Genomic DNA, 24,727 nt, shown 5'->3' with positions numbered 1-24,727 from the left:
TCAGCCTCCGGAACTTTGCGGGAATGTCGGTGTGATCACGATGACCAGGGTGGTCCGTTCGTTTTTACCTGACTGACTTCCGCCCAGGAGCGGGTTCCCTGGCGTAAAGGTGCCGGATTTATTGACGGAGGTATTGTTCTGATCAAAACCAGTAAGGATCAGAGATTGCCCGGCCCGGAGATTTGCCTTCTGGCTCAGAGAGCGCAGTTTGGTATATGGCATCTCGATGTAAGAGTTCCCGTCTTTTGACGTGAAGTTACGGATGGTCGGTGGATCTGACAGGTTGAAGTTTACCTGTAGCTGAACGTTACCTGTTTCCTGAATCAACGGTAACAGGGTCATGTTGAAACCGGTGGTGATCATCCCAGGCGTCAGCGTTGTAGTGGCGCCGACATCGGTGGTTGTCGTTGTAGCCGACTGCGCTACATAGACCGTCTGATCTGCCATCTGAATAGGCACGGGCGTCAGGTTAGTCACGGTACTGGACTGAGAAGTGACGACGCTGACATCGCCCTGTTCTGACAATGCTTTCAGCAGAAGGCTGGAGCCAGCAAACTTCGCGGCATTACCAGTAGCGGTATCAAGAATGGACGCGCCAGCAGAAATACCGCCAGTGAGATCCCCTGTCGCGTTGTTAAGCGTGGCGCCAGCAGAGTGCAGTGACTTGTACACCAGGTTCCAGTCAATCCGGAAATCTTCGTTTCGTGAGTTACCGACGCTCAGAACTTCAACATTCAGGGCTACCTGCCTGTTCATGATGAGATTTTGCTCGTTCACATAACGGGCCACAGCGGCCTGTACTGACGGCGTGTCTGTCACAATCAGTGATGAGCTGGAGGAGGACAGCCAGTAGCGACCTTTGTTCGGGGTCAGCATCGACTCCACAGCTTTTCGCAGATCAGCATACAAATCGTATTCCTGCCCCGTGGTTGTGCTCTGGGAAGTTGTGGATTCGCCGGAGGCGGAGTTATCTGTACCACTGGTGGCTCCCATACTGCTGGTCGTCCCTGAGCTGACGCTCGACGTGCTGGACGTTTTAGTGTTCAGCATGGCCAGCGAATAGGTCCGGGTTTCCATCAGATAGAACACGATAGTTCCATTATCCATTCGCCAGTAGAGACCGCTACGGCTGGCCATCAGATCCAGAAGTCCGCCCAGGTCTCCCTGCCACATCAGTCCGGTAAGGTTCAGGGGCTGGCTGGTTCCTCCAGTCGGCAAAGAAGTTACGCCCCCCAGACTGGCCAGTGGCGTCCGACCGCTGTCATCAGGTGGTGGTAGTGTGCCACTCATCTGGCGTGTGACGCCGGTACTGACGCTGCTCTGGCTGATATCAAGGGCGTCAGGAGTAAAAATAATGGGGGTTCCACACAGCGCGGTGATGCGTTGTGCCAGTTCCTGTAGCGTAATTGTATTTTTTGCCTGGGTGATATTGCATGACGGAGCCTGTCGGTTCCGTTCACGAACGGCGACCGGGATAGGACTAGGATTAATCCACTGACGCTCCGTCCAGGTCAGTGGTTGTTGATGTTGTGTTCGCGGGAGCTGTGCCTGTGCGCGGGCTACCGTGGCGTCAGATTGTGCCTTAGTCTGCATTTTGTTGATTTCAGAGAAGGTACAACCTGCGAGCATGGCAAAGCAGGACGCCATCAGCAGGCGCCGCAAAAGGGGTTTCTTCATGGGGGAAATCCGGATTAGTTGAGGTAAACCACAGCGCCTTCAGGAACGCCCTGTGGAGCCGTGAGCCCGGTGGCCAGACCGGAAAGCCAGATTAACTGGCCGCTTCTCATGGTGCCGATGAGTGCCGAACCGCGACTCTGTGCCCGTAAGGCGTCAACGAGCCCAGCTTGTTCCGGCATCCAGACCCACAATCTACTCTGAAGTAACCGGTACTGGATCCGGGCGTCGGGAGTAAAGGGAAGACCCAGCTGGTCAACTGGAACTGTGCCGTTCGTTTGGCCAGTTTTGTAACGCCAGTCGTTAACGCGGTTGGCGATAGTCAGGATCTGGGAGGCATAAAGCTGGCCGCTCTGCGTCTGTATTGCAGTCCGGCTGGTCTGATTTTGTTGCGAATCTATATCACCGACAATCAGAAAAAATATCATGCTGATTGCCAGTATGACCCAGCCCATCACCGACCTGCCGGAGTGTCTGTGACAGATACCACGCACTGCATGCGGGAAGCTTCAGCATAAAGCGGTTTCTGTGCTGAACGGTAAAGGTCGAACATCTGACCGAGCATGGTTTCAAATGAGCCGCGGAAGGTCAGTGGTGCGTCAAGCCGATAATCCGTCACGGATACTGGCCAGATAACCGTCCAGTGCGATGATGCGCCTGATTCACAGCGGGTATCCTGCGCCCATTTCATCAACATTTCCCGAAGAGTCGTTCCCGATGGCGCCAGCCAGGTTTTGCCCTGAACCACAGGTGCGACTGGTTCCCCGGTGGCTGGTTGTGCTTTAACTACCGCTGTTGGTGCCTTCACCGGTTTTGTTGTTACAGAGGATGTGCTGGTTTTAACCGCTGCCGGCGGTATGGGTTGGGTCACCTCCGGTCCACTGAACGGATTTCTCGGCGCGCCAGACGCCTGTGGCGGAGCAGGGAGGTTTCCAGTGGACAGTGCAGGGATGGTCATCTGAGCGGTTTGCCCCTTTCGCTGCAATGTGACGGTATGACGATCCCAGTCCAGCTGACCCTGGATGGATTGCTCTGTCAGCAGACGGTTGAGCACCCTGGTCCACTGGTCATTGGTGTCGACCGAGACGATACGGGTATTCAGTACAGGTCGCAGGGCATTCTCATAGTTCAGCGTCCAGCCAGTCGGAATGATGCGCCTGACCCACTGTTCGAAAGTGAGGTTACGCACCGGTGATAATGACAGAACGGCAACGGGACCTGGTGTGCCTGTAAACGTGAGTGCCGGCAGCGCCGGATTCATGATGGGGTTCACTGAGCTGGCTTGTTTTGCGGAGGAGGCCATCATTGCTGGTTGCGGCAGCGGGGCGGTTTGAGATGTTACCGCTACGGGTGTCGGCTGGCGTACGGGAACGGGAGTGGCCGCCGGAGGCGCAATTCGCCGCTGTGTCTGTGTAATGATATCGGCACTATCGCTGATCTGGCCATCGACAAACACGAGTGCAGGGGTGTCAGGAGCAATGTTACGGTTATTAAATCCCGCGCAACTGCTTAACAGCGACGGTATTAACAGGGGCAGGGCAATTTTTTTCATGATGATCCCCGGGTGTTATTCGGTGGGGTGAACGGTAATACGTGGAAAAGCACAGTTCACGTCAAAACCGGAACCGCTGATCAGAACATCGTCTCCGCGCGCTATCAGAATTTTTTGCTGCTGAGTTATGTAATTTTGCGAGGGCAGGTCTATCCCTTCCTCGGCTGAGCCAGCAGGGAGTTTTGTTAATTCGGGATGGCAGGCGTGTCGTACCGCCAGTGAAACGAGTTGTTTGTCATCCCCTGCATCGCTGACGACAGCCCTGACCGTGGTCCCATAAGAGAGAGTGCGGTATTCCTTACTGACGATTTTCCCATCTTCCGTAGTGACCGAATTTACATAGCGTACGCTGTCTGAGTTGTCGAAAGTAACAGGTTGGCTGAGCGGCGCATCCATCCTGAGAGAAACCACTTTTTGGACAGAGGTTGGTTTGCCGTGAGTAATGTCAATACGCTGATCGGGCTGTGAGGACGAGCAGGCGCTCAGGATAAGCGGCAATACGGCAAGGGTAATATGTTTCATGTTTTTACTCCGGAGTTAGTTGTTAGTGAAATACAGATATGAAAGGGAGCAGGGAGTGACGAGTCGGGACGGTTATGTTTTTTGAGAGATGATAATGAGGCGGTTCGTTTCGTCATTGAGGGGAAGAGCAACACTGAGCTTCTGTCCACCTTTTAATCTGAGAAGTTGTCGGAAGTTGATAGCGTAACGGGAATATTCATTTTTTGAGCTGCCAGTGGTCCGGGAAAGCTCAACGGTCATCTGCTTTAATGCAGAGTCTGCGGAAAGAGCCGGCGTTATCACTAATGAGAGATCATCCACGACATTTTCTTTCTTCTTCACCCCTGTCGTTGCATGTTGTTGAGCGGAGTAATTTGAAACAGAGAAAAGTAATGCCTTGTTGTTGGTTGTGACTCCGGACATATCGTAGAGCAGCCTGACGTCCCCTTTAGCGACCAGTTCCGTGAGTTCGTCTTCCAGTGAAGCGCTGACCGGTCTTAAAGATATTTTTGCACCTGGCTGTTCAAGCAATTCGTGTAGTTCAGGCGTTACGGGAGTGGAAAGCTCGTAAATACTGGCTCTGACAGGAATGTATGCAGTTTCGTTTTTCTGATACTGCCCGATTTCATTACGGTGATTAGCCTGGTTTGAAGTAGTAGCTCCGTTGCAGCCATATAACGCCAGCAGGGAACATAGCACGCCCAATGTATGCATTTTCATGATTAAGCCTCGGCAAAAAGATTAATGAAGGTCAGGGCGCCATACATCCCCGTAGCGGACACCTTCACGAGCACCCCATGCTGACTCCGGCAGTGTGTGATGTCCGATATAGAGTGTGCGAAGAGTGGCTTTGGGTAGTGAGATATCGCGGCCACGGACAACAGAGAAACGATCGAGATAGAAAGACTTTTCTACCTCATCATCTTCATTTTTTTTCAGGAGGAGTTGAAGCGTGACGGGGGAAGTCATTGAGCCTGTCGCGGTAAATGCTTCTTCCATACGGGTGAACTGTAGGATGTGGTTCTTACGATTTCGCTGGCGTTCCATGATTTCAGTTACAACCTGCTCAGGCCAGGGGCAAAGGCAGTGCTTCCAGCCAAGGCCGAGAAGTGAATTAAGGACTGCCCGAAAACGAAACAGATCACAGTTCCCGGTTGAAACAGCGTTGGTCCAGAGCGCAGTCAGGACGTCATCAATGGGACGATTTCGTTCGTTTTCGAGCAACTGCCGGATAGTCATAAACTCGCTACCCATCCCTTTGAATGTTGGTATTCTTCGTGCTCCGCTTAGCCATTCTGCGATGAATCTACGTTTGCCACGCTCTGAGGTTATGTGATGGTTTTCGACTGCCGTACGTAAGGCTACGAGAATGCACCACAAGAGATGGCTGACCTGTTCCTGGGTGGATTGCATGGTTTGTCTCTCTCTGGTTCCGGTTTCTGGCAATGACGTCTGTACCTTCATTCCGCCAGAATGAAAGAAGCCTGAAAGCTGGCTGGCTACAGGAACAGAGGGTGTTCATTGGGCAGGGCCAGCCCAGACATCATTGCCGGAAAACGGTGAAAAAAAGCCCCCGTGAACGGGGGAAACTAAAGGGATGGTGTAAAACTGGTTTGGACCAGCTTAAGAGGCTCGGTTAAGTACATTTTAAAATCCCCACGCATCAGCATGGGTGATCATATCGAACAGCATTGCAGTCCGGGATATGGGATGATCCGTTTTATCTAACTGTGTAAGGCGTTTGTATTGGCTTTTTGTCAGCCAGATATCTGATGCCGCTTCGAGTTCAGCTCTTGCAGCAGGGTGATGAGTCGGGTCGGGGTATTTCTTCATTAACGCTTCGACTACCCTTGTATTCACAGGGGCAATTTTACTGCCGAATTTCACAAAGTCGCAGAATGCAGAGTGCGCCCGAATCATATCTATTTTCTGTGATTCGAAATCTGCCTTAAGGAAGAAATATCCTGGGAAAACGGCCGAGATCCTTTTTCTGAAAACATGCGGGGCATCCGCACGCCGTATTTGCGTTAAGGATAAAGGTGTCCAGGGAGTTATTCTCCTGTCGTATAGCCAGTCGAATAAGTTCTCGCGGTTTTTGCCCCCGGTAATATAGAGAGCAAGATACCATTGTTGGTTACATACAGTCTCAATATTCATTTTTGAACGCTTCGCGCAGAATTGATCCATGAAAGGATAATTCAAGTTCAATGGGGTCGAACATACTCAACCATGAAGGCTAAACAGTCTTACTAACAAACACTTAAGTTTGCATGCTGTAGTTCGAACGCCTTCATTGCTCAGGATGCTCTTGTCATGAGTTTCAAAGTTATACTAGGCCGGATCAACTTATAAAACCCAGTTTAATGATCTTAATTTTTTTATTTGTTGCAAAGTAAAATGAGATGAATCTTAAAAAATGTACCCGTTAGGGTACATTCGATGATTATTTATTGAGCATTATTACAAATATTGTAGAGAGTAAAGCAACCCTCAGTGCATCACTATTATCCAGTTCGAGTTTCTGCACGCTTCTTTTTATATTCTGCTTAACCGCCTCAACAGTAATATTATAATTACTGGCAATAATACTTTTGGCTACTCCAAATGTATGAAGGAGACAGATTTCAAGTTGCTTTCTCGAAAGTGGTTGAAAATGTTTGTGTACCATTTCAACTGCTTGATTTTGCATAATATTTTGTAACATACCGGTCTCCTATTTAACATAAGTGAATAGGAGTTGACGGTAGAACAGGCAGTTTCTTTAATCTTTTTACGAAAGGGTAAAGCCCTGCATTGAGAATAGGTTTTGTGGATCTGTTCACGTCTGGAACAGCTTTGGGTGATTGGATTGATGTGAAAAATGCTAGGCAGGTAGCAAATGTGGCCATCGTTTCAGCCTCCACGTAGATAGTATCGAAAGCTACCTCGAAGTTTCCACGCTTCTGGTGGTAGCCCAGGCAGGGGTGGAAATACCGGTTACGTGTACCCGGCCAACCTTGACGGTTGCCCCACCTGAGCCACCATTGAGATACAAACGGCGACAGGCAATAAAAAACACGCAAGCGCGTGTTTTTTGTACACGTAAAGTCGGGTTTCCACGCCCGGTTGGACATCTATTCCAACTATTACAGGCTACTCAGGAACTAACGTTCAGTCAAGACGGTGGTTTTAAGTTTGTTTTAGATCACAGATCGTTTAAAGATCAACGATAATAAGACTTTCTAAAGTCTAATTGTGGTTCTATACTGAGTCGCATTAGTTAGCTATCTTGTTGTGAGGGCTCTCAATGTCGCGAACGATTCTTTGTAACCGTGTTGCAGGTGTTTCTGAGCTTAAGGCTAATCCAGAAAAACTTGTGACATCGACTGCTGGCGAGGCTCTGGCGATTTTGAGCTACAACAAACCAGTGTTCTACTGTGTGCCACTAGAGCTTTTTGAGAAGATGAAAAAAGCTCTGGAATCCCAGGATTCTCAGGCACATGGTTAATGGTTAGCTCTTGGATTTCTTTAAATTGATCGTTTGGGATCTTAGTGTTAGAGTCCCGACGATTGAGTTCAGGTATGATTGGTAGCCAAGCCATAAGTTGGCAGGATCTGGGGTAGTAAATATCAAACTCCAGATAAAACAAAACCCCGAGAATCTCTTCACCTTGGCCGGACGAGAAGATTAACGGGGTTGCTTTGAAACATACAGAAGTTGTTGCTTCTGTATGGGAGTATAACCCGTGCGCGAAAAAAGACAAGAGATTCCGTGCTTACTCCTTCTGTGCAACATAAGCGCAGGAAGTGGTGAGTAAGCAGAAATCTGAAACCACTACACTTTACCGTCAGGTCAAAAACTCGAATCCGGTATTCACGCCGCGCGAGGGGAAAAAGACACTGCCGTTCTGTCGTAAGCTGATGGCGAAAGCCGAAGGCTTCACGTCCCGTTTTGACTTTTCCATCCATGTGGCGTTCTTACGCTCGCTGGGTAAACGTCACCGGATGCCGCCACTGTTGCGCCGCCGGGCCATCGATGCCCTGCTCCAGGGGATGTGTTTCCATCATGACCCGCTGGCCAATCGTGTACAGCGCTCCATCACCAATCTGGCCATCGAGTGCGGTCTGGCCACCGAGTCAAAAAACGGCAATCTGTCCATCACCCGTGCCACGCGGGCGCTGAAGTTTATGGCGGAGCTGGGGCTGATTACCTACCAGACCGAGTATGACCCGCAGATAGGCTGCAACATCCCGACCGATATCACCTTCACGCCGGCACTGTTCTCTGCGCTCGACGTCTCTGACGTGGCTGTTGTGGCTGCACGTCGCAGCCGCGTTGAATGGGAAAATCAGCAGCGCAAAAAGCAGAACCTGAAGCCGCTGGAGATGGACGAGCTGATAGCGAAGTCCTGGCGGTTTGTGCGCGAACGGTTCCGCAGCTATCAGTCCGAACGTAAACAGCATGGCCTGAAGCGCGCCCGCGCCCGACGTGACGCGGACAGAACCCGTAAGGACATTGTGACCCTGGTGAAGCAACAGCTGACGCGGGAATACGCCAGCGGGCGATTCACCGGTGGTCTTGATGCCATGAAGCGGGAGCTGGAGCGCCGCGTGAAAGAGCGCATGCTGATGTCGCGTGGCAACAACTACACGCGGCTGGCCACCGTCCCCATATAACCCTTCCTGTGTGAAAAATCCGGCTGGCGCCGGAGGGTTTCGCACGTCTGCAGCTCCCGGCTGGCGGTTTTCTGCACGAAATGACGGCCGTCCTTCCTGACATTCACCCCATCTCGCCATCAGAATGGCCAGAAATTGCATCAGAGAGTCCACATCTGGTCGCCAGATTTAGTTACCCACAAATAACTGCAAGGGACCTTTCCATAAGGTTACAACCGTTATGCTTACAGAGCGCCAGCCGACCTGATTTCAAAGTGCGTGGTTTCCTTTAAAAACCTGCTCTGTACTTCTTTTAAATATCTTTTATTTCATTCATATAAATATATAACCTGTTCGTCGCCTGACCTGTGGACAGGCTCCTGAAAATGCCCGCCCTTGCAGCGGACTATGTCCGCGCCGGTTCGGTTCAGGCGCTCTGCGCCTGGAGGTAGCACCCGCCAAAAATGGCGGGCAGGGTGCAGTACGTTACAAAGTGCCAATGACCGACCATCGATCTCCTGTATCCTCAGCTCCACATATAGACCCACCACTGAAAAGCGCAGCCACCCGGCCCGAAGGGCCGGAAGACATCGCTTTTAATAATGGATGTTGTAACTAGGATCTGAGTCGCTTAAATGCATTCTGCTGCCAAGTTCTGTATAACACGCCCGTAAGCGGTCCTGACGGCCCGCTAACGCGGAGATACGCCACGACTGCGGCTACGCCTTGTCGTGACCACTCCGACGGCGCACATCGAATTGTGTGCACGCTGAAAGCGGGTTATGGCTTAGCAGGGGGAAGGGATGGATTGGTGGGACCTATCAATAATGTAACCGGCTTCGCCGGGTTACGGCGCCATTTACGAAAGTGCAATATTTAGTTCATGAGGGCGCCTTCATGCGCCTGCGGCGCATTTTCTGAATGCCTGCGCGCTGCTCGGCCTTCTAACATCAGAATCTGCCAGCTGCGTTACCGGCTTTGCCGGGTGACGGCGCCACTGACCTTCATTTTCATAGTTAACATCCGCTGGCGCCTCCATGTAGCCAGGCGGCATAATTATTCTACGTTTATGATCAATGAGATCCTCATCCTCAATACTGTCTGACTGGAGGTACCAGTAATGCAGCTTTTCCACGGAACAAGACAGCGGTTTGATGAGTTTGATGTGGCATACAAGGGAACTGGTGAGTCCGGAAACATCGATGCCTGCTGGTTTACGGATAATTTTAAAGGAGCCAGCAATCATGCGTTATTCAAAAACAGAAATCCCGGACAGCCACTGGTTTGCCGGTGTGAACTGAACTCCGGGGCGATTATCGCTAATCACCGGCTGCCGCTCGCAGAGCAGCCCGATATCGCGGCACGTCTGAGAGATGGACTTCCTATCAGCATCAGTAGCCAACTCAGTAAAGGCTGGGACTGGCATGCCCTGCGCGAGCCTCATTACAGCACTTACAAAGGGCGTATGTTTTATGTGGGTAATAGGCATGTGGATTCAGATGAAATGATCCGCCTGTACCTGAATTGTGGTATCCAGGGCGTTTATGACTGGGAAGGTATATTTACGGACAGCTATCTTCACGGTACAACTACCGTGATATTTGATACCAGTGCAGTGGGGATTATTGACAAAATCGAATACGGATCTGACGACTGGCATAGCTGGCTGAGTGAACACCGGGAGAAGAATTGTGTTCTGGAAAGGGAACAGGAAGTGCAGCAGGCTCACCACGGCTAAGAATAATTTTGAACATCTGCTGTCGGTTGCGTCTTCGCTTCCGGTCCAGGCTTTGCCGGATTTGATTCGCGCTATGGTCCGCCCTTTGCAGAGTGATTTCCTGCTCGCGGTGGCAGAAGAAGGAACCGATGCCCGTCCGGATTTGACACCCGGGGCATTTTTCTTTAATGCCATCACAGAGGTTCAGGACTATAGCCGTATGAAGGCGGGAGAAGTTAATCCAGAAGATTACCCGCTTTCTCTGGCCAGTGATATGGTTCTTCCCTGGCCGTGGAGTCTTTCCCGTTATATCGATAATGTGTCCCGGATTGGTACGGCAAAAGGAAGAGTATGGCAGCAGGATCGTACTAATCATTATGTTGAACTCTGGCTGCCCTGGCGCATTGGTTTTGTTCGGGGAGGTAATCACTCCATCACGGCCGGTATTCTGGCGGGGGAAGGAACGTTAATCCCTGAACACGTGTGGGATATGTCTTTTCTTTTTGAGCGAATAAATACCGACGGGCTCCACTGGTATGTTGACGGTAAGAAAACTGAAGACGTGAACTCCTGGCGCGCAGCTGCAATATTTGAGACAGGCAGGCTAATGGCTTCTTGTCCTGACGACAGATAAGGAATATGTAATGGATATCGCGCTTTTTCCCGGGCAGAGCCGGCGTCAGTGGGCTGATACAATGATCAATCTGGAAGCCCGAAAGCTTGTGAATACCGCAAATACCGTCGCGGCCATGCACCTCAGTGATTCACTGACTCGTCTGAAATTCGTGGATGAAATAAGACAGGTTGTCATGCAACAGTTTGACGCGGCGAGAAGAGCAAGGAGCGATGAAGAATGCATTGCCTGCCTGAAGAACCTCAGGGCTGAGAATGAGTTCCTGCTTGAACAGTCGCGCATGCTGAAAACCGGTTATGCCCGAATCTACGCTGAAATTCAGTATGTAACAGAGCAGAATAAAATTGTCGGATACTTCATATCCGGGATTAAGGTCGTTCTCGCCGGCGTTCAGGCCGTGTTTGGCGGTGTTATGATCGCAACGATGACGCCTGCTGGTATGCTTGCCGGTGCCGTTCTGGTCGGTGATGCCCTTAATACGGTATCACGGGAGGCAGCCCGTCAGTTCCTGAATGAACCTGCTTCAGAGGGGATCCTTGCGGACGGCGCCATGTCCGTAGCGGAGTTTATGGGCTTCAGCCGCGATGTCGGCCTGGGGATCTTTAATGCAACCACGCTTGCAGCCAGCGTTTATGGTGTGTTTGGTCTGACCGGGAAAGCTGAGGCCTGGCGTCTTTTCCGTTATCTTCCCGGAGACTATTACCGCAAGGTGGAAACCATGTCTCCGGGCAAACTGACGATGAAGGTTCTGGGATGGGGGGTCGGTGCAAAGGTAGTACTTGAACTCCTTACCCGTGATGACCGGAGTCGCTGATATGAGTTCTCATCAGCTTCCATGATTTATAGCCAAGTCTGACCGGCATCACCAGAAGCAGCACAATCAGGAGAAAGACGACGGCAACCACGCAGGAGATAAGATGGCTGGCGCTGCCAAAGAACGCGGTGAGCAGGGTGATGATGGCCATCCCGCCGGTGATCCAGGCTACCGACAGAAAATAGCCGGCCAGATCTTTCAGAACCTTATCCAGCGAGTCCCCCGTCGCCTGGTGACGTTTGATTCGCTCGATATCCTTACTGGTGAATCCTGCCGCGATAAGTTCCTGGTTTTTCACTGTCATTCACGTCTCCTTTAACCTGATAAAAAGAATACACTATTTAGACGTCCCGTACCTTCCTGCTTTTGTCTCCCCTGTCCGGATCGTTGTCCGTTGCCGTTAAACAATCCATGCTTCTCATTTTTCCTATACTTACCCTTTAACGGCAGGAAACGCTTATGTGTGGACGTTTTTCTCAGTCACAGACCCGCGCTGAATACCTGGCTTATCTGGCCGGTGAGGTTGATGCCAGGTTTTCCGCAGTGCCGGAGCCGATCGGACGCTACAACGTGGCGCCGGGGACCCGGGTGCTGTTGCTCAGTGAAAGCAATGATCAGCTGCAGATCGATCCCGTTCTGTGGGGGTATTCCCCGGAGTGGTGGCACAAAGCGCCCCTGATTAATGCCCGTGTTGAAACTGCAGCTGAGGGACGTATGTTTCGTCCGCTGTGGGAACGCGGCCGCGCCATAGTGTTTGCTGACGGGTGGTATGAATGGGTACGCCAGAGGAACCAAAAACAGCCGTATTTCATTTACCGCAGGGACGGTCAGCCCGTGTTCATGGCTGCCATTGGTGCACGGCCATTTGGTCTGAGGGATGACGGGGAAGGGTTTGTTATTGTCACGGCAGCTGCGGACAAGGGACTTATCGATATCCACGATCGTCGTCCTCTGGTGCTGACGCCTGATGCCGCGCGCGACTGGCTGCGCGAGGGGCTCAGTGGTGACGAGGCGGGCAGGGCGGCCAAACAGGGGGCTGTGCCAGCTGATGCATTCACTTGGCATCCGGTTTCCCCTGCGGTCGGCAACGTGCGGAATCAGGGGGCGTCGCTAATTGAACCTCTCTCGTGATGCTGGCTTCGCCAGCGCCAGGGTTCTGTCTGTCCAGGGACTGACCAGAGACCTGAAGCCTGGCGACGGGCTTCGTCTTCCAGTGTTGCGTAGTCGACCCGGACAGGCTTTCCGTGATATCGGTATGCCCAAGCCAGTCCCTTACGGATCTGTTCGGCATTCACATCTTTCGTGCCAAGCCACACCGTGCCAAGCAGCCGGCCGTAACGATCCTCATCCTCGCCAGTGACGTTAACGATGCGCTGTGCCACCATTGATGACAGTTCCTGTCTGGAACGCTGGCCAAAGGGCTGGTTCTTTTCCGGCGCATCGATACCGGCAAGACGAACACGCGTCAGCTGGTTCCCTTCACCGAGAATCTCAACGGTATCCCCATCGAGCACACGAACAATCCTGCCGTTGATATCCGCACTGACCTGATACGTCACGATGAGCAAAGTAATTAAGTACAGTTTCCGGAACATGGCTATATCTCTGATGTTTTCGTTATATGAGTGTCTCATTTATAGAAGCCAGAGTATATCGCAATGTTGTGGGTAGTTGATGTATCGTATAGATAAATAAAGGTGTATTAAAAAGGGCACAATGTGCCCTTTAAGTTACCATCAGATTTTATAAGTACACCTGATTCATTTTAATGGATTACCAAATTCATTTAAGTACAGCTGACCGAATTTGTAGGAAGCATAATCGGTAAGATGTCCCACATCACGATAAACAGTTACGCCATCAATATTTGTAATGCATTTACCACTAATACACTGTATTGATTTAGGGTCAATAAAGGTCAGCGTTGGGAACTCAGTCTTCATTTTACTCATCAGTTGCGTGACTTTTTCCCCGTTGGTATTTGCCGGGTTTTGCATATCACATTCATTGATGTCAAATGGGCGTCGATGAATAACGTGCTGATTTATACAGTTTTGATAGTTGCGTGGCATAGTTGCAATGGTGAACATGATAATTGGCTTTGAACCCGCATCTATGATAGTACGAATGGCTGTACGTAACGCCATTTCGTATCGACTGTCTGAGAGTGCTTCGCTTCGCTCATCCGCATCGTCAGTGATTAACTGGGCAGCAAAATAGTTTGACCACACGTGCCCTATAATGACGTAGTCAAAGTGATTTGATTTAATATAATCATAATATTGCTCTGCGTTATCATGACATTCCTGATATTTGACACCTTTATATTTCCACCAGTCAAACTGATAAATTCCTGGTAAGGTCAGGCACGAAGAGGTGGTGAGGGAATACATTTTTGTGCCAGCATCCTTAGCCAGCACATCATAAAAACCCCAGAACTGGTTAGCGTTTGAATCGCCAATCAGAAAGGCTTTCTTCGAACCTTCATGATCGCCGAACTGACAGTCCGTAAGTTCCAGGCTTCCACTGAGGCAACCATCCCTCGATGCGGCTTTCTCGGCGGCGGAATTTAACAGCTGTAACGAGCGATTGTATTCATCGCTGAAGCGCTGTGGCAAACCATTCGTTTTCACGGTTAATGAGTAAAGGCCCGTGCAGACTGTAAGGGGGAGCAATACAAGCAGAATTATACTCTTTGCAAATGACAGCTTAACCCGGCGGAATCGCTCTTCAATACCGTGATAGGTAAGCACTGCCAGTCCTGCAGTTATCACCAGCGCAATGCACAGTGTCCTGCCGGACAGAGAGAACTCAAGATAGTTGAACGCCGCAAAAATGGGCCAGTGCCACAGGTACAGAGAATAAGAAATTTTCCCTGTGTAGTTTATCGGTGCTAACTGTAAGGTGCGATTGACGAATGTGTTCTGGTTTATCAGTAATGTTGCTGAGGCAAGGCAAACAAGCAGTGTCCAGCTATTTGGATATGTCTCAACAGGTATGCTTAAACCTGAAGTGCAGATAAGTACAGCGATAGCTACTACTGCCAGAGTATTAGTTATCCATCTGTTGGTTATCTGAACTCTGTCCTTTAATAAAGCTACGCTCCCACCAATCAGAAACTCAAAAGCGCGCATATTTAATGAGTAGTAATGCTGACTGGGCGAGTACAGACTGATAAGAATAACAACTATTGTTGCAGTTAAGGTAAGTAACAACCAGCCATAAAGGAACGGCTTATACGCAAGCTTTCTTTTAAATTTACTGGCCAGTAGTGTCAAAATGGTCGCGAAAAGCGCAAAGAAAAAATACCACTGCCATTCAATTGCCAGCGACCATGTATGCAAAAGCAGGAAGTAATCAGAGTCAGGAGATGCATATGCTGCACTAAGTTTATCAAAATACTGGTTTGATAAGAAAAGAGTGGTGTATTTGGCACTTTTTGCGAATGCGGTGTAATCGTCAGGAATGTAGCAGTATGTCGCTACAATGATGGCGCCGAGAATTGTCACCAGCAGTGCAGGCTGCAATCGCCATAATCTGCCTTTTATAAAATTAGTTAGTGAGAATGTTCCTCTTTCAATTTCACTGATGACTTTCCCGGTAATCAGAAAGCCTGATATGGTGAAAAATATATCAACACCAATAAAGCCCGAAGGGAAGTATGATAATCCTGCATGAAATAATATAACAAGCAGGACGGCGACAGCACGAAGACCATCTATATCTTGCCTGTAATTTTGTACTGCATAACTTTTCGTTTGATTATCTAAAACTAAATCCATTTTATAATGGCACCTTACATATACATATTTTATGGCTGTTTTGATTGTGTTCAGCCTTTCGGAAAGCAGAGCACGTAATATTTCCTGAAATCCTATGATATCGTTTCTGAGTAACGTATATCAAAAAAGAAGTCGCGAGTTTTAGTTTTACGTCCTGTCAGGGTGCTTACTTTTATGTCATTTACTTACGTCGTTAACAAGTAACTGAGATGCATAGCTGATATTGAGCCCCGTCATATTGGTGTTCAGTGCCTTCATCATACCCGCACTGGTGTATCTGACATTGTCTTTCAGCTTCCCCCGGTAACCTTTTGAGGTGACAACCTGCAGCTGTTCAGATGTACGTAGCGCTCCCCTCCCCGCGAGCAGGTCAGATTCAACGGCGCGCAGGTACACCGGGGAGGCGGCGACCACAAATCGATCGTCAGGCCCTGCCTGCATCAGCGTCTTCAGGGAGGCACACCGCCGTTCCGCAGGCGGTCGCGTTGTCAGCCGTTCCCAGTGAGTGCGATGGCAGAACGGCATCGAGGAGAACGTCGCTTCATACGGGACCACCGGGTCTGATACGTGCAGTAGCCCCAGACCAGCTGAAATCACCCACATTTCGGCACTGTTCCGCGCCGCAGCTGCAGCTGCCCTGCTCCAGTGCTGGCCCGTATACAGCTCGCCGGCGGTCATTGAGGGCGATCCGCGACGGGCCTGCGCCAGCCTTTCCAGCCAGAGCCCGTAAGCTCTCTCCACGTCACGTTCATCCGGAAAGACCGCATCACCTGCAGGCACGGTTTTACGGCTCGTGCAGGTCACTATCAAATGGACGTTGCCTGTGCTCATGACGGCGTCCCCGCGCTGTCGTCGTTCCAAACGATAACCGTGGCCAGATGTTCAGCCACCTCCTGCCCCGTGTAACCGGCCAGGATCGCCAGCGCCCGGGAGCCTGCGTCACGGGACAGCGGACTCCAGAACCCAAATCCGTCCGTCATCAGGAGCCACTGCAGACGGTCAGTCCAGCGCTCGCCGGGTTTGCGGACCGGCGAAAACACAATCTCCGTCAGCTGTTCGCGGTTGCAGTACAGCTGGCGCTGCTCCAGTTCGTCCAGCAGGCTGTTCAGCTCGCGCCGGTCAGCTTCTTCCTGACTCATCTGCGGCCAGCGGATGCGGTGCCACTGCAGCTCCTGCGCCTGGTCGCCCGTGAACCCTGCGCGCGCCAGCAGGTCGGCCAGCGCGGCCTGCATGTCATCCTCATTGCCGGCAGCCGCGAGCGGGAACGCCTCCGGACTGTCGCGCAGAACGAGCAGCAGGCGCGCCGGTGCCGGCAGCACCCGCAGGGACGCTTCAGGCCTGACCACAGCCAGTCGAATATCCTCAGTCAGTCCGGTGATCCCCAGCGCCTGCAGCGCGGCGTCCAGCTGGCGGTACCAGGTGCCAGTCAGGTCCGACGGCGTGGTAACGTTTAGTGTGCCCGCCTCCGGCGCGGCGCTCTCATTGATCTGCACCCGGACCTCAATCCCCGCATCGTGGCAGTCCTGCAGCCAGGCGGCGACCTGCAGGGGATCGCCTTCCAGGCGCGTCACCTGCCCGGCCGCGCTCCACAGCTGCAGGCAGGTGGTACCGTCAAGACGGATAACGTAGTCGCCCCGGCACGCCAGGTGCCAGCGGTCGTCCAGTGCCACCGGGCGGTTCTCAGTTTCCTCTGTCTGGCTTTGCGGGACCAGGGGCAGAACCCGGACCGCCGTTGCGCGCTGCTCCGCCAGGACGCGCGCATGTTCGTCAGCGAGAAGCGGGGAGGCCAGCGCACGGCCGGCGTCCGTCAGCTCAACGGCCAGTTGCATGTTCGGGGCGCGCAAGGTGCGCAGCCAGCCCGCGGCTTCCATGCGGCGGCAGGAGGCGCGGAGGTTCGGCCCGTACACCGGGGCCTCCCCGCCCTGCTCCAGCACCCGCTCAATATCTCTTGTCGCCACCGGTCCCGGACGTTTCGAACCGAGGGCGGCCAGCACAATCAGCACCCGCCGCTGCAGCGGCGACGGGCGACGGGTGTTAACAGTTGTCACGATAATTCTCCCTCGTTCTGAATGTAGGCATTCAGACGCTGCCAGTCAGCATTGATGCGCTCCGTATCAGGAATGTCCTGATAGCCACGCAGTGCGAGACTGTGCCAGAACATCAGTATGTCGCTGGCCATAATCTTTTCATGGACATAAAACTCACCGGTCCTGCTGAGATTCCGTTTTTTTATCTGCTTTTCCGTTTCCTGCAAAAGCTGCTCATAGCTGAGTGAAAACGTCACTTCGTTCTCATCCATCCTGCACGCTCCGTCTGATAATGTCTGATTAAGTATAAAATCATATTGCGAATGATTTTCTACTGATGTTGCAAACATCATATCAGATATGATTATGTGATTAATGATAAATATCACATTCAATATGATTTTATGGTTGTGTTAACTAATCATATTTTTTACGGGTTTCCCGCCGTACAGATCCGATTTCCGGCTGAACCGGAAGACTGGGCAGCTATCACGGTTGCCCTGCGGTTTTATGGTTGTCGTAATGAATGCGGCGTGCTTCGTGCATTCGGGAATTTTTGGGGAGGGATGGAGAAATGTGCGGGGGAATGCGAGAAAAAGCCGCGCCGGCGGCGTTCCGGGAGAGTGGGCCTGGCTGGCGGGTTTTATCCGCAGTTATGCGGCCGCCCGCAGCCGGTGGCACACGGGGATGTCCGGATTCCTGGCGCTGACTGCGCTGCTGCTGCAGGAAAAAGTACTGAATTTTAGCGGCCAAACGGTGGAATAAAAATGACCGGGCGACACGGTATAACGGCACTTTTACTGTACTAACAAAAGGAATAACAAATGATTCAGATTATTGAATTACACGGCGGGACGATAACTCCGGATCCATTCGAATACAGGATTTTGTTTCAGGGCAAATATTTTGCAGCAGTATGGATTTATGTATAGTCAGGCATGCAGAAAGACGGTTATGTTTGATGCTTGTTTTTAACCGGTTTCCGCCAGTTGTTGGTTACATCTGGCGGAGATAGGCGAAGTTAGCCGACGATTGGCGATGTTTGACGACAATCACCGATTTTCGACGAATATTTCCGGGTGAGAGTGTTCTCTCATTCTGGATAAAAATTTAAACATACACAGCAAAAGTACTGAATTTTAGCGGCCAAACGGTTACATAAAAATGTCCGGGCGACACGGTATAACGGCACTTTTACTGTACTGACTACCCTGCTTGTTTACCGGCAGCACTGGCAGGAAAAAACCTTCGCATCGGCCTGCGCACCGGGCTTTTATTCACCAGGCAGCCTGCCATGTGCCGCAAGCCACTCACGGCGCTTTGCCAGCCAGTTCTGAAACTCAGGCGACCTCTCGGCCTTCTGCACGTTCTTCCGTCTCCAGGCCATGATGGGGCCCGCTTTCTCAGGCTTGCCAAGAAATTCCGTAATGGCTTTATCCGTCCAGAGTCGCGCCTTCAGTCCACTTTTGCTGATCCATTCTGAGTGCCATGCATCACTGGCTCTTGCCCGCATATCGGCGGCATTATAGTAAGGCATCATGCATCTCCCTGAGGGGTGTTAACCGCGAGATCGGGCCTGACGATTATTCACCGGACTTAATTTCCCGGACGCTCTTTAAATCAAGACGGTTTGCACTCCAGGCGCCGCTTCCGGCCTCGGCACCCGTGGACTTCCTGAAGCGCAGGCCGCATTCACTGACCCACTGGGTGGCGGTTTCCCGCAGCCTGACTTCGCGGGGCTGGTAGCATTCTGTAATGGTCCCTGTATGCGTCATTGGCTGCCGGTTTTTCTGTTCAGAGACGTGATTGGCCTTATCTGACACACCGGCCACTGTTCCGGTGCGGTACTGAGGCAGGATCTCCGTGGAGACCGGCAGAGGCATGCAGCAAGGTGCCCTGCCCTGTCCTGATACAGGCAGCAGACTGTCCGCCACCTCCTTCAGCCAGGCATACAGGTCCCACGCCTGATCCGGGATACCGTCGAACGTCCGTTCACGCGTGGTGAGGGTCCCGCCCTGGTCCCGGACCGTCTGTATAAATGCCGCGATCTGCCCGCCGGACTCGATGGGCTCCGCCACAATCCGGCCGTGATAGCCCGGAAACTGGTCCAGCGTCAGATCGATATAGTCCCCGTCAAGGGCGACAATGACGTGGCCATAGTCTTTCGCATTCACTCTCCAGTCCATACCGATAATATAGGGGTGCAGGTTGCTGCCGTCTTCTGTCAGATATTCAGCCAGCGTCTGGCTGGCCAGCTCGCAGCAGCCGGCAGGGAAATCCTTCAGTACGTCACGCCAGGCGGCGAGAGAGGCCTCACCGGCAGCCAGCTCCAGCGCGCGACGGAAGGCCTCCAGCCGGGCCCGGGTGTCTGCATTCATTTTTTTCACCTTCCCGTCATGGCGTGCCATGGGCCTGCAAGGCGCGGCCGTCCCCCGGGGACTCCCTGAGCACCGCCCTGGTGTCCTGGGATTTTGGCCTGTTTTACGTGAGAAACTTTATCCAACATACAGATCCCTTATAGTTTGTACTTCTCAGCTGAGATTACCGGAACGGCGTCTCAGTAAACGAAATCTGTGTACCGGTATACCCCTTGTTCTGCAACAGGAATGATATCCCCTCCATCATCATTGATCTGTTACTGCGGGGACCAATTCTGATGCTTTTCAGTGGCAGCTTTTCTTTTGCTTCAAGGATCAGATATGGTACCAGACCGTTTTCACTGACACGAAAATTGACCCCCTCAAAAGGTCTGTCCGGCAGAATGACCATCCGGAACTCCTGTTCCTCTTTGAAACCGTCATTCTTGAAAAAAGGCGGCAGACTGTGAGCCAGTTCTGCTGCATAGCCCAGTTCATACATCGCATCCTGGCTAATGGCAGATTGCACTTTCGGGGCATTGAAGAAAGCGAGGATCTCATTCCTGGCTTCAACCGTGGAATTCTCTTTGGTATAGATCACCCGGTTTTTAAACACCTGGTTTTGCGTGAGTTCCAGGGAGGCAACCAGTTCGTCATCATCAAATTCCAGACACACGCCCTGAGAGCTGCCATAGCCCCGCCACTGACTTAACAGGTCGGGTTCGAGACAGAATGAAAGATTATAGACATGAGCAGCCCGGTGCATTCTGAAGTGCGTCAGTGCCTGTTCGATGAACTTAAGGGTTTTCGGGTTAAAGTCGTTCCTCAGGTACTGCAGGGCATTCTCAAGGCAGTTCATGCCGTGAGTTAGTTCATTGCTGTCATTGAGAAAGGAAAAGTGCGTCGCCCACAGTGAGCCTGATTCGATGATGCCCTTCAGGCCGTTCAGGTCAGTGTAATGATAAATCTTCATCTGGCAGCCTCCTGACTGTCCGGGCCCTGTTCGCACTCAGTTATTTGCGTGTCAGACAGAAACGGGAACGCCTTAACAGCGGCTTCTCTTGCTTCTTCTATCGACCGTTCCCAGGCCTGCCATTCCGGATCTGCTGCCAGCACTTCGTTGGCGGTATCGCGTAACCAGTCATACAGCTCTTCGCCATCATCGAGATCAACCTGGCGGGTTTTTACCGGGTCTTCATGCTTCATGATATTACGCAACAGCGTACCAATCTGCCCGTCAGATTCGACAGGTTCGTAAGGTATGTAGCCCGGATATTCGTCGAATTGATCCAGCGTCAGATCTATATATTCCCCGTCCAGCAACACGATGACATGCGCGTGAACCGTTGAATTTTCCGCTTCATGAAAGCCTGCGTTCCCTTCCATAAAAATGATGCACGGATGGCAACCCTCAGTATCTGTCAGGTACTGCGCCAGTGTGTTACTCGCTAAATCGCAGCTGCCATGCGGGAAGTTCCTCAGTTCCTCTTTCCAGCGAGGAAAATGACGACACCCGTCAGCCCGTTCCCCGGCGCCAAGCTCCAGCGCCCGTCGAAATGCCTTTATACGTAATAGTCTTTCCTGTCTCATTTCTTCACCTTCCCTTCCTGGCGGGCCAGGGCCAGCAGTTCGGTCTGAAGCTGACGGCCGTCCTCCCGGGCTTCCTTCAGCTCCGCTTTCGTGTCCTGCAGCTGCGCCGCCAGGTGTTCGCCGGTGGCGGTCAGGCGGGCCACCTGCTCACGCAGCGGCAGAGCCTCCGCGCGCAGCTCGCGCACCTCCTGCAGCAGGCGGTCACGTTCGGCCACCACCTCGCGCAGCACCGCCAGCTCGCTTTCCAGGGCGGCCACCGTCGCCAGGGCCTCGTCCCGCTCCTGGTCGGCCCGGGCAATGTCGTCGTCGGCCTGCTCGCGCGCCGCCAGGGCTCCGGCTTCAGCCTGTTTCACCGCGGCCTGCCACAGCAGCCCCAGCTGGCCGGTCAGCAGCTGCGCCAGCTCCGGCGGCAGGGGCGTGGCCTGCTCAGCGGCCTGCTCGCGCTGGCGGGCGCGGAACGCGCGCATCACCGGGGAAATGTGGGACAGGGAGCCGCCGCCGAGGTGCTGACGGACCTGCTCGTTGGTCGGGTTCGGGGTGCCGGCGGCGATCAGGGCGGCAGCGGCGTCTTCAATGCGGCGGACGGTGTCGGGGGAGAGGGTGGTCATGGTCTGGCTCCGGTTTCTCATGGAATGGCGCCATCGTACTCCGGGTGTAAAAAATACACAATACACGTAATACAGATAATACATACAATACAGCTAATACATACTATACATACAGTACAGAACTTACATACACTCTTTCCCTTTTCCCGGTCAGATCCGAAAACTCCCGAAGTCGGATCTCCAGACTACAGCCGGTTTTTTTTGGCTAGCGTGCAGGAGATGGAAGCAGGGGAGTAAGCTGATATAATGATGTAAGAACAAACCTTACATTAAGAAACGGAGGGGTTATGGCCCGTACGATGACGGTGGACGTGGGTGATGAGCTGCGTGAATTTATCGATTCCCTGGTTAAGGCCGGTGATTACCGTACCCAGAGCGAGGTCATGCGTGACGCGCTGCGTTTGCTGCGCGAGAAGCAGGCTGAGTCGCGCCTTCAGGAACTGCGCGATCTGCTGGCCGAAGGGATCAGAAGCGGCGAGGCGAAACCATGGAACAAGGATGCATTCCTGAATAATGTCAGGGCCAGGGTGGCAAATGAAAGAGATTGAGCTGACACCCAAAGCAGAAGAAGATCTGGAAGCAATCTGGGACTACAGCTTCCGACAGTTCGGGATTGTTCAGGCGGATGCGTATATCGGCCGTATAGCCGCGGTGTTTGATGTGCTGGCCATGCATGACATCGGCACGCATCGCGCAGAGCTGGGAGACAATATCTGCTCGCTGCCGGTGGAACAGCACATGATCTATTTTGTGTCATCACATTCGGTGGTTACGGTCATACGTATTCTCAGCCAGTCTCAGGATACGGCGCGGCATGAACCCTGGAGATAACCGGATTCGAAATAAATCACAATACAATCAAGTACTTAGTTCGCATAATCTATCTTATGTTAAATATAATCCTCCTGTTCTCGAATATTACCGATCTGACAGTAAAGAAATTTATGAAAATTAAGGGAATTTTCCCCTTCGGGAACCAACCGAATGAAGACCGTCATGTCAAAACTCAATTTCAGTTATCGTGAGCCTAGCGTAGTGGAATGTCGGCTGGAAAAGGTAATACGGCATCAACATCACTTAATGTGAACTGGAAATTGCGACAATTACGTGGCATTCCCCGTACCATCCCCGCCCTTCCGGACGGGGATGACAATGACATGCTTCGTCGATTCAGGCGTAACCACCACGAAGAGTGTTTTTCCTCAAGTCATTTACGCAGTCCGCCAACCGGTTGCGCTTCTGTAAATGCATCCTTCTTATGATGAGCATCAACTGATGCGCAGTTAGCACTTACCGCCACAAGACAGAGCTAACAAATATATATGTAACTCTCGCAGACTCATTAATGGTTGAAGGGAGAAAAGTGTGGACCTCTAATTTTCTCCTTTTTCTTTCCTAAGAAACTTTTTTTCACAGTAACATTTCCATTATAGAGGTTATCAAAATATTTACTCATTCTCACTGGATTATAATCCAGATAATGCTCAGGGAAGACCCATCCTGCATCTTTTGCCGCCCATTGAACGAACGAAGGTTCATCTGTTTGAGTTTCTGTGGTTTTAGTAAACATCTTCCGGTATACCATCATTCCATATGGCCCGGTTTTTTTTATACGTTCCCGGCCCACCTCCATCAAAAAAGCATGAAATGATTTTTTATTCAATCTGTATTCATCAACCTTGCGCCTAAATTCGCCAGGAGTTGCAAAGATATCATCCATTCTGTCTACCTCACCAAAATCATAAGGTTCATACTTGAAATTTGAAAGATTTGCATCAGGATTTGCTGATCGCAACATAGATAACACATCTGTATTTGCTGGTGTTTTATAATGTCCACTTTCATTAGTTATTCGATAGCCTTTATCACCTGCAAGTCTTTGCAAACGCCCGGCAAAAATTGGCATTCCCATATCAGGATTGATGGCCATGTGTTCTTCTTCAGGATTAACAAATAATCTCGCTTTTCCAGAATTATCCTGAAAAATCACAAAGGCAGACTCTACATCCTGATTATATGGCCTTGTGTCATCTGCAACTGGAGATGGTGTCAGTCCTGGCGAAGAATATAACTCGCTTACTTCAAGCCCACCCTGGTTGTTTAAAAACAATTCATGAAACTCTGTTGACGATGTTGTTGCCCTGAGGTTTTCCACATCATGTATGAATATATCCAGAGGCATTTTTAGCGTTGAAAATCTTCCATCCTCATCCTTAAGCGTGACGGGATTATTGCGGCACATCCGGAACAGGTTCAGGCCGTCCACCGTCCCCGCCGGGTCCGCGGAGAGCCACCGCCCCGACCACGGCTGGCAGTACCGGTACCCGTAGTAGTACAGCCCCGTCGCGTCACGCTCCTTCCCCGAGTAGCGGAGGGTTCTGTAGTCCGCCTCCGCCGCGCTGCGCGCCGTCAGGATGGCCGTCCCCCCGTACGGGTAGTACTCCTCCATGCTGATGACCCTGCCGTCACCGTCCACCTCCAGCCCGCTGCTCCCCGTCAGGTTATCGTGGCTGTAGCGCACCTGGTCGTTGCTGATGCCGTCCGGCCTGCCTGACGTCCAGTGCAGCACCCGCACCTGCGCACGCCCCGCCTCGCCCGCCGTCATCACCTGCAGGCGCTCCGTTTCCGCGTCACCGCGGTGCGTGCTGCGCAGCTCCAGCCCCGGCAGGTACACCACCCGCCGCGTCTGCACGCCGCTGCCCGTCTTCTGCACGCTCACCTTCAGCACCCGCTGACTCTGCGCACCGTAGCGGTAGCTCTCCCGGTCATCCCTGTCTCCGTCACGCACCACCGGCGTCACCGCCTGCAGCTCGTTACGCGCATTCCAGGCCAGCGC

The 24,727-nt window shown here is 52.0% G+C and carries 29 protein-coding genes and 1 pseudogene; 9 read left to right on the top strand and 21 right to left on the bottom strand.

Annotated elements, in window-relative coordinates:
* The 8 genes from ABR39_RS00930 to ABR39_RS00895 all read right to left on the bottom strand — a co-directional run bounded on the left by ABR39_RS00930 (position 1) and on the right by ABR39_RS00895 (position 6,431).
* Positions 1–1,677, bottom strand: a complete 1,677-nt coding sequence (locus ABR39_RS00930) for a PilN family type IVB pilus formation outer membrane protein (RefSeq protein ID WP_047345401.1) — start codon at positions 1,675–1,677, stop codon at positions 1–3.
* Between the two features lie 14 nt (positions 1,678–1,691).
* Positions 1,692–2,102 carry a type IV pilus biogenesis protein PilM gene (pilM, locus tag ABR39_RS00925; RefSeq protein WP_240477045.1) on the bottom strand — a complete coding sequence of 137 codons (411 nt, stop codon included), beginning with the start codon at positions 2,100–2,102 and terminating at the stop codon, positions 1,692–1,694.
* Between the two features lie 26 nt (positions 2,103–2,128).
* On the bottom strand, positions 2,129–3,226 hold the full coding sequence (locus ABR39_RS00920) for a toxin co-regulated pilus biosynthesis Q family protein (protein WP_047345400.1): 1,098 nt from the start codon (positions 3,224–3,226) through the stop codon (positions 2,129–2,131).
* A gap of 15 nt (positions 3,227–3,241) precedes the next feature.
* Entirely contained in the window at positions 3,242–3,748 is a 507-nt protein-coding gene (locus ABR39_RS00915) for a hypothetical protein (protein WP_047345399.1), read from the bottom strand.
* A 72-nt stretch (positions 3,749–3,820) separates the two neighbouring features.
* Entirely contained in the window at positions 3,821–4,447 is a 627-nt protein-coding gene (locus ABR39_RS00910) for a hypothetical protein (protein WP_047345398.1), read from the bottom strand.
* A 21-nt stretch (positions 4,448–4,468) separates the two neighbouring features.
* A complete protein-coding gene (locus ABR39_RS00905) occupies positions 4,469–5,140 on the bottom strand; it encodes a hypothetical protein (protein WP_047345397.1) in 672 nt (223 codons plus the stop codon).
* A gap of 234 nt (positions 5,141–5,374) precedes the next feature.
* Complete coding sequence (locus tag ABR39_RS00900) at positions 5,375–5,884, bottom strand: transcription termination/antitermination NusG family protein (protein WP_047345396.1); 510 nt, start codon at positions 5,882–5,884, stop codon at positions 5,375–5,377.
* 286 nt (positions 5,885–6,170) lie between these two features.
* On the bottom strand, positions 6,171–6,431 hold the full coding sequence (locus ABR39_RS00895) for a hypothetical protein (RefSeq protein ID WP_032650430.1): 261 nt from the start codon (positions 6,429–6,431) through the stop codon (positions 6,171–6,173).
* Positions 6,432–7,013: 582 nt separating this feature from the next.
* Between ABR39_RS00895 and ABR39_RS24530 the strand changes: the two genes are divergently transcribed.
* The 5 genes from ABR39_RS24530 to ABR39_RS00870 all read left to right on the top strand — a co-directional run bounded on the left by ABR39_RS24530 (position 7,014) and on the right by ABR39_RS00870 (position 11,527).
* Positions 7,014–7,214, top strand: coding sequence for a type II toxin-antitoxin system Phd/YefM family antitoxin (locus tag ABR39_RS24530; protein WP_072021765.1), 201 nt, complete (start codon positions 7,014–7,016; stop codon positions 7,212–7,214).
* 302 nt (positions 7,215–7,516) lie between these two features.
* Positions 7,517–8,383, top strand: coding sequence for an incFII family plasmid replication initiator RepA (repA, locus tag ABR39_RS00890; protein WP_047345395.1), 867 nt, complete (start codon positions 7,517–7,519; stop codon positions 8,381–8,383).
* A 1,099-nt stretch (positions 8,384–9,482) separates the two neighbouring features.
* The gene (locus tag ABR39_RS25820; RefSeq protein WP_048210028.1) at positions 9,483–10,100 is read left to right on the top strand and encodes a hypothetical protein; all 618 of its coding nucleotides are present in this window, start codon (positions 9,483–9,485) and stop codon (positions 10,098–10,100) included.
* Positions 10,054–10,713 carry a DUF6710 family protein gene (locus tag ABR39_RS00875; protein ID WP_240477044.1) on the top strand — a complete coding sequence of 220 codons (660 nt, stop codon included), beginning with the start codon at positions 10,054–10,056 and terminating at the stop codon, positions 10,711–10,713. The genes ABR39_RS25820 and ABR39_RS00875 overlap by 47 nt, the downstream gene beginning before the upstream one ends.
* 10 nt (positions 10,714–10,723) lie before the next feature.
* The gene (locus tag ABR39_RS00870) at positions 10,724–11,527 is read left to right on the top strand and encodes a DUF4225 domain-containing protein (RefSeq protein ID WP_047345392.1); all 804 of its coding nucleotides are present in this window, start codon (positions 10,724–10,726) and stop codon (positions 11,525–11,527) included.
* Here the strand turns inward: ABR39_RS00870 and ABR39_RS00865 are convergent.
* Positions 11,502–11,831, bottom strand: a complete 330-nt coding sequence (locus ABR39_RS00865; protein ID WP_047345391.1) for a hypothetical protein — start codon at positions 11,829–11,831, stop codon at positions 11,502–11,504. The genes ABR39_RS00870 and ABR39_RS00865 overlap by 26 nt on opposite strands.
* A gap of 155 nt (positions 11,832–11,986) precedes the next feature.
* Between ABR39_RS00865 and ABR39_RS00860 the strand changes: the two genes are divergently transcribed.
* Positions 11,987–12,658 (top strand): SOS response-associated peptidase, encoded by a 672-nt coding sequence (locus ABR39_RS00860; protein WP_047345390.1) that lies wholly within the window; start codon positions 11,987–11,989, stop codon positions 12,656–12,658.
* Here ABR39_RS00860 and ABR39_RS00855 read toward each other — a convergent pair.
* From ABR39_RS00855 to ABR39_RS00835, 5 genes are all read right to left on the bottom strand, one after another.
* Entirely contained in the window at positions 12,625–13,122 is a 498-nt protein-coding gene (locus ABR39_RS00855) for a thermonuclease family protein (protein WP_047345424.1), read from the bottom strand. The genes ABR39_RS00860 and ABR39_RS00855 overlap by 34 nt on opposite strands.
* Before the next feature lie 165 nt (positions 13,123–13,287).
* The gene (locus tag ABR39_RS00850; RefSeq protein ID WP_047345389.1) at positions 13,288–15,309 is read right to left on the bottom strand and encodes an acyltransferase family protein; all 2,022 of its coding nucleotides are present in this window, start codon (positions 15,307–15,309) and stop codon (positions 13,288–13,290) included.
* A gap of 177 nt (positions 15,310–15,486) precedes the next feature.
* Positions 15,487–16,140: a DUF6884 domain-containing protein gene (locus ABR39_RS00845; protein WP_047345388.1), complete on the bottom strand. Its 654-nt coding sequence runs from the start codon at positions 16,138–16,140 to the stop codon at positions 15,487–15,489.
* Positions 16,137–17,357: a hypothetical protein gene (locus tag ABR39_RS00840; protein WP_047345387.1), complete on the bottom strand. Its 1,221-nt coding sequence runs from the start codon at positions 17,355–17,357 to the stop codon at positions 16,137–16,139. The genes ABR39_RS00845 and ABR39_RS00840 overlap by 4 nt, the downstream gene beginning before the upstream one ends.
* A complete protein-coding gene (locus ABR39_RS00835) occupies positions 17,354–17,608 on the bottom strand; it encodes a hypothetical protein (protein ID WP_047345386.1) in 255 nt (84 codons plus the stop codon). The genes ABR39_RS00840 and ABR39_RS00835 overlap by 4 nt, the downstream gene beginning before the upstream one ends.
* Positions 17,609–17,912: 304 nt before the next feature.
* On the opposite strand from ABR39_RS00835, the gene ABR39_RS25960 reads away from it, so the two are divergent.
* Complete coding sequence (locus ABR39_RS25960) at positions 17,913–18,101, top strand: hypothetical protein (protein WP_047345385.1); 189 nt, start codon at positions 17,913–17,915, stop codon at positions 18,099–18,101.
* Between the two features lie 508 nt (positions 18,102–18,609).
* Here the strand turns inward: ABR39_RS25960 and ABR39_RS00825 are convergent.
* The 6 genes and pseudogenes from ABR39_RS00825 to ABR39_RS00805 form a co-directional block, all read right to left on the bottom strand.
* Complete coding sequence (locus tag ABR39_RS00825) at positions 18,610–18,876, bottom strand: hypothetical protein (protein ID WP_047345384.1); 267 nt, start codon at positions 18,874–18,876, stop codon at positions 18,610–18,612.
* A 43-nt stretch (positions 18,877–18,919) separates the two neighbouring features.
* A complete protein-coding gene (locus tag ABR39_RS26140; protein ID WP_240477043.1) occupies positions 18,920–19,714 on the bottom strand; it encodes a hypothetical protein in 795 nt (264 codons plus the stop codon).
* Positions 19,715–19,877: 163 nt separating this feature from the next.
* Entirely contained in the window at positions 19,878–20,459 is a 582-nt protein-coding gene (locus ABR39_RS00815) for a DUF2971 domain-containing protein (protein WP_240477047.1), read from the bottom strand.
* A 15-nt stretch (positions 20,460–20,474) separates the two neighbouring features.
* Positions 20,475–20,666, bottom strand: a pseudogene (locus tag ABR39_RS26135) (hypothetical protein); the annotation flags it as partial.
* A complete protein-coding gene (locus ABR39_RS00810; RefSeq protein WP_047345382.1) occupies positions 20,663–21,283 on the bottom strand; it encodes a hypothetical protein in 621 nt (206 codons plus the stop codon). The gene ABR39_RS00810 and the pseudogene ABR39_RS26135, both read right to left, overlap by 4 nt.
* Positions 21,280–21,891, bottom strand: a complete 612-nt coding sequence (locus tag ABR39_RS00805; protein ID WP_047345381.1) for a DNA-binding protein — start codon at positions 21,889–21,891, stop codon at positions 21,280–21,282. Before ABR39_RS00805 ends, ABR39_RS00810 begins: the two co-directional genes overlap by 4 nt.
* A gap of 287 nt (positions 21,892–22,178) precedes the next feature.
* Between ABR39_RS00805 and ABR39_RS00800 the strand changes: the two genes are divergently transcribed.
* Both ABR39_RS00800 and ABR39_RS00795 read left to right on the top strand, forming a co-directional pair.
* Positions 22,179–22,439, top strand: a complete 261-nt coding sequence (locus ABR39_RS00800; protein WP_047345380.1) for a type II toxin-antitoxin system ParD family antitoxin — start codon at positions 22,179–22,181, stop codon at positions 22,437–22,439.
* Positions 22,426–22,722, top strand: a complete 297-nt coding sequence (locus ABR39_RS00795) for a type II toxin-antitoxin system RelE/ParE family toxin (protein ID WP_047345379.1) — start codon at positions 22,426–22,428, stop codon at positions 22,720–22,722. The genes ABR39_RS00800 and ABR39_RS00795 overlap by 14 nt, the downstream gene beginning before the upstream one ends.
* Before the next feature lie 511 nt (positions 22,723–23,233).
* Here ABR39_RS00795 and ABR39_RS25295 read toward each other — a convergent pair.
* On the bottom strand, positions 23,234–24,727 hold a 1,494-nt coding region (locus tag ABR39_RS25295), incomplete at its 5' end, for an RHS repeat-associated core domain-containing protein (protein WP_131701694.1).

Source organism: Enterobacter genomosp. O (assembly GCF_001022965.1).
Classification (GTDB): domain Bacteria; phylum Pseudomonadota; class Gammaproteobacteria; order Enterobacterales; family Enterobacteriaceae; genus Enterobacter; species Enterobacter cloacae_L.
This window is presented reverse-complemented; position numbering and strand designations above follow the sequence as displayed.

What these genes read in the sequence shown, in the direction of transcription:
- ABR39_RS00930 (WP_047345401.1), bottom strand. Translation starts at nt 1,677, where the DNA reads ATGAAGAAACCCCTTTTGCGGCGCCTGCTGATGGCGTCCTGCTTTGCC.
- pilM (WP_240477045.1), bottom strand. Translation starts at nt 2,102, where the DNA reads ATGATATTTTTTCTGATTGTCGGTGATATAGATTCGCAACAAAATCAG.
- ABR39_RS00920 (WP_047345400.1), bottom strand. Translation starts at nt 3,226, where the DNA reads ATGAAAAAAATTGCCCTGCCCCTGTTAATACCGTCGCTGTTAAGCAGT.
- ABR39_RS00915 (WP_047345399.1), bottom strand. Translation starts at nt 3,748, where the DNA reads ATGAAACATATTACCCTTGCCGTATTGCCGCTTATCCTGAGCGCCTGC.
- ABR39_RS00910 (WP_047345398.1), bottom strand. Translation starts at nt 4,447, where the DNA reads ATGAAAATGCATACATTGGGCGTGCTATGTTCCCTGCTGGCGTTATAT.
- ABR39_RS00905 (WP_047345397.1), bottom strand. Translation starts at nt 5,140, where the DNA reads ATGCAATCCACCCAGGAACAGGTCAGCCATCTCTTGTGGTGCATTCTC.
- ABR39_RS00900 (WP_047345396.1), bottom strand. Translation starts at nt 5,884, where the DNA reads ATGAATATTGAGACTGTATGTAACCAACAATGGTATCTTGCTCTCTAT.
- ABR39_RS00895 (WP_032650430.1), bottom strand. Translation starts at nt 6,431, where the DNA reads ATGTTACAAAATATTATGCAAAATCAAGCAGTTGAAATGGTACACAAA.
- ABR39_RS24530 (WP_072021765.1), top strand. Translation starts at nt 7,014, where the DNA reads ATGTCGCGAACGATTCTTTGTAACCGTGTTGCAGGTGTTTCTGAGCTT.
- ABR39_RS25820 (WP_048210028.1), top strand. Translation starts at nt 9,483, where the DNA reads ATGCAGCTTTTCCACGGAACAAGACAGCGGTTTGATGAGTTTGATGTG.
- ABR39_RS00870 (WP_047345392.1), top strand. Translation starts at nt 10,724, where the DNA reads ATGGATATCGCGCTTTTTCCCGGGCAGAGCCGGCGTCAGTGGGCTGAT.
- ABR39_RS00865 (WP_047345391.1), bottom strand. Translation starts at nt 11,831, where the DNA reads ATGACAGTGAAAAACCAGGAACTTATCGCGGCAGGATTCACCAGTAAG.
- ABR39_RS00860 (WP_047345390.1), top strand. Translation starts at nt 11,987, where the DNA reads ATGTGTGGACGTTTTTCTCAGTCACAGACCCGCGCTGAATACCTGGCT.
- ABR39_RS00855 (WP_047345424.1), bottom strand. Translation starts at nt 13,122, where the DNA reads ATGTTCCGGAAACTGTACTTAATTACTTTGCTCATCGTGACGTATCAG.
- ABR39_RS00850 (WP_047345389.1), bottom strand. Translation starts at nt 15,309, where the DNA reads ATGGATTTAGTTTTAGATAATCAAACGAAAAGTTATGCAGTACAAAAT.
- ABR39_RS00845 (WP_047345388.1), bottom strand. Translation starts at nt 16,140, where the DNA reads ATGAGCACAGGCAACGTCCATTTGATAGTGACCTGCACGAGCCGTAAA.
- ABR39_RS00835 (WP_047345386.1), bottom strand. Translation starts at nt 17,608, where the DNA reads ATGGATGAGAACGAAGTGACGTTTTCACTCAGCTATGAGCAGCTTTTG.
- ABR39_RS00825 (WP_047345384.1), bottom strand. Translation starts at nt 18,876, where the DNA reads ATGATGCCTTACTATAATGCCGCCGATATGCGGGCAAGAGCCAGTGAT.
- ABR39_RS26140 (WP_240477043.1), bottom strand. Translation starts at nt 19,714, where the DNA reads ATGAATGCAGACACCCGGGCCCGGCTGGAGGCCTTCCGTCGCGCGCTG.
- ABR39_RS00815 (WP_240477047.1), bottom strand. Translation starts at nt 20,459, where the DNA reads ATGCACCGGGCTGCTCATGTCTATAATCTTTCATTCTGTCTCGAACCC.
- ABR39_RS00810 (WP_047345382.1), bottom strand. Translation starts at nt 21,283, where the DNA reads ATGAGACAGGAAAGACTATTACGTATAAAGGCATTTCGACGGGCGCTG.
- ABR39_RS00805 (WP_047345381.1), bottom strand. Translation starts at nt 21,891, where the DNA reads ATGACCACCCTCTCCCCCGACACCGTCCGCCGCATTGAAGACGCCGCT.
- ABR39_RS00800 (WP_047345380.1), top strand. Translation starts at nt 22,179, where the DNA reads ATGGCCCGTACGATGACGGTGGACGTGGGTGATGAGCTGCGTGAATTT.
- ABR39_RS00795 (WP_047345379.1), top strand. Translation starts at nt 22,426, where the DNA reads ATGAAAGAGATTGAGCTGACACCCAAAGCAGAAGAAGATCTGGAAGCA.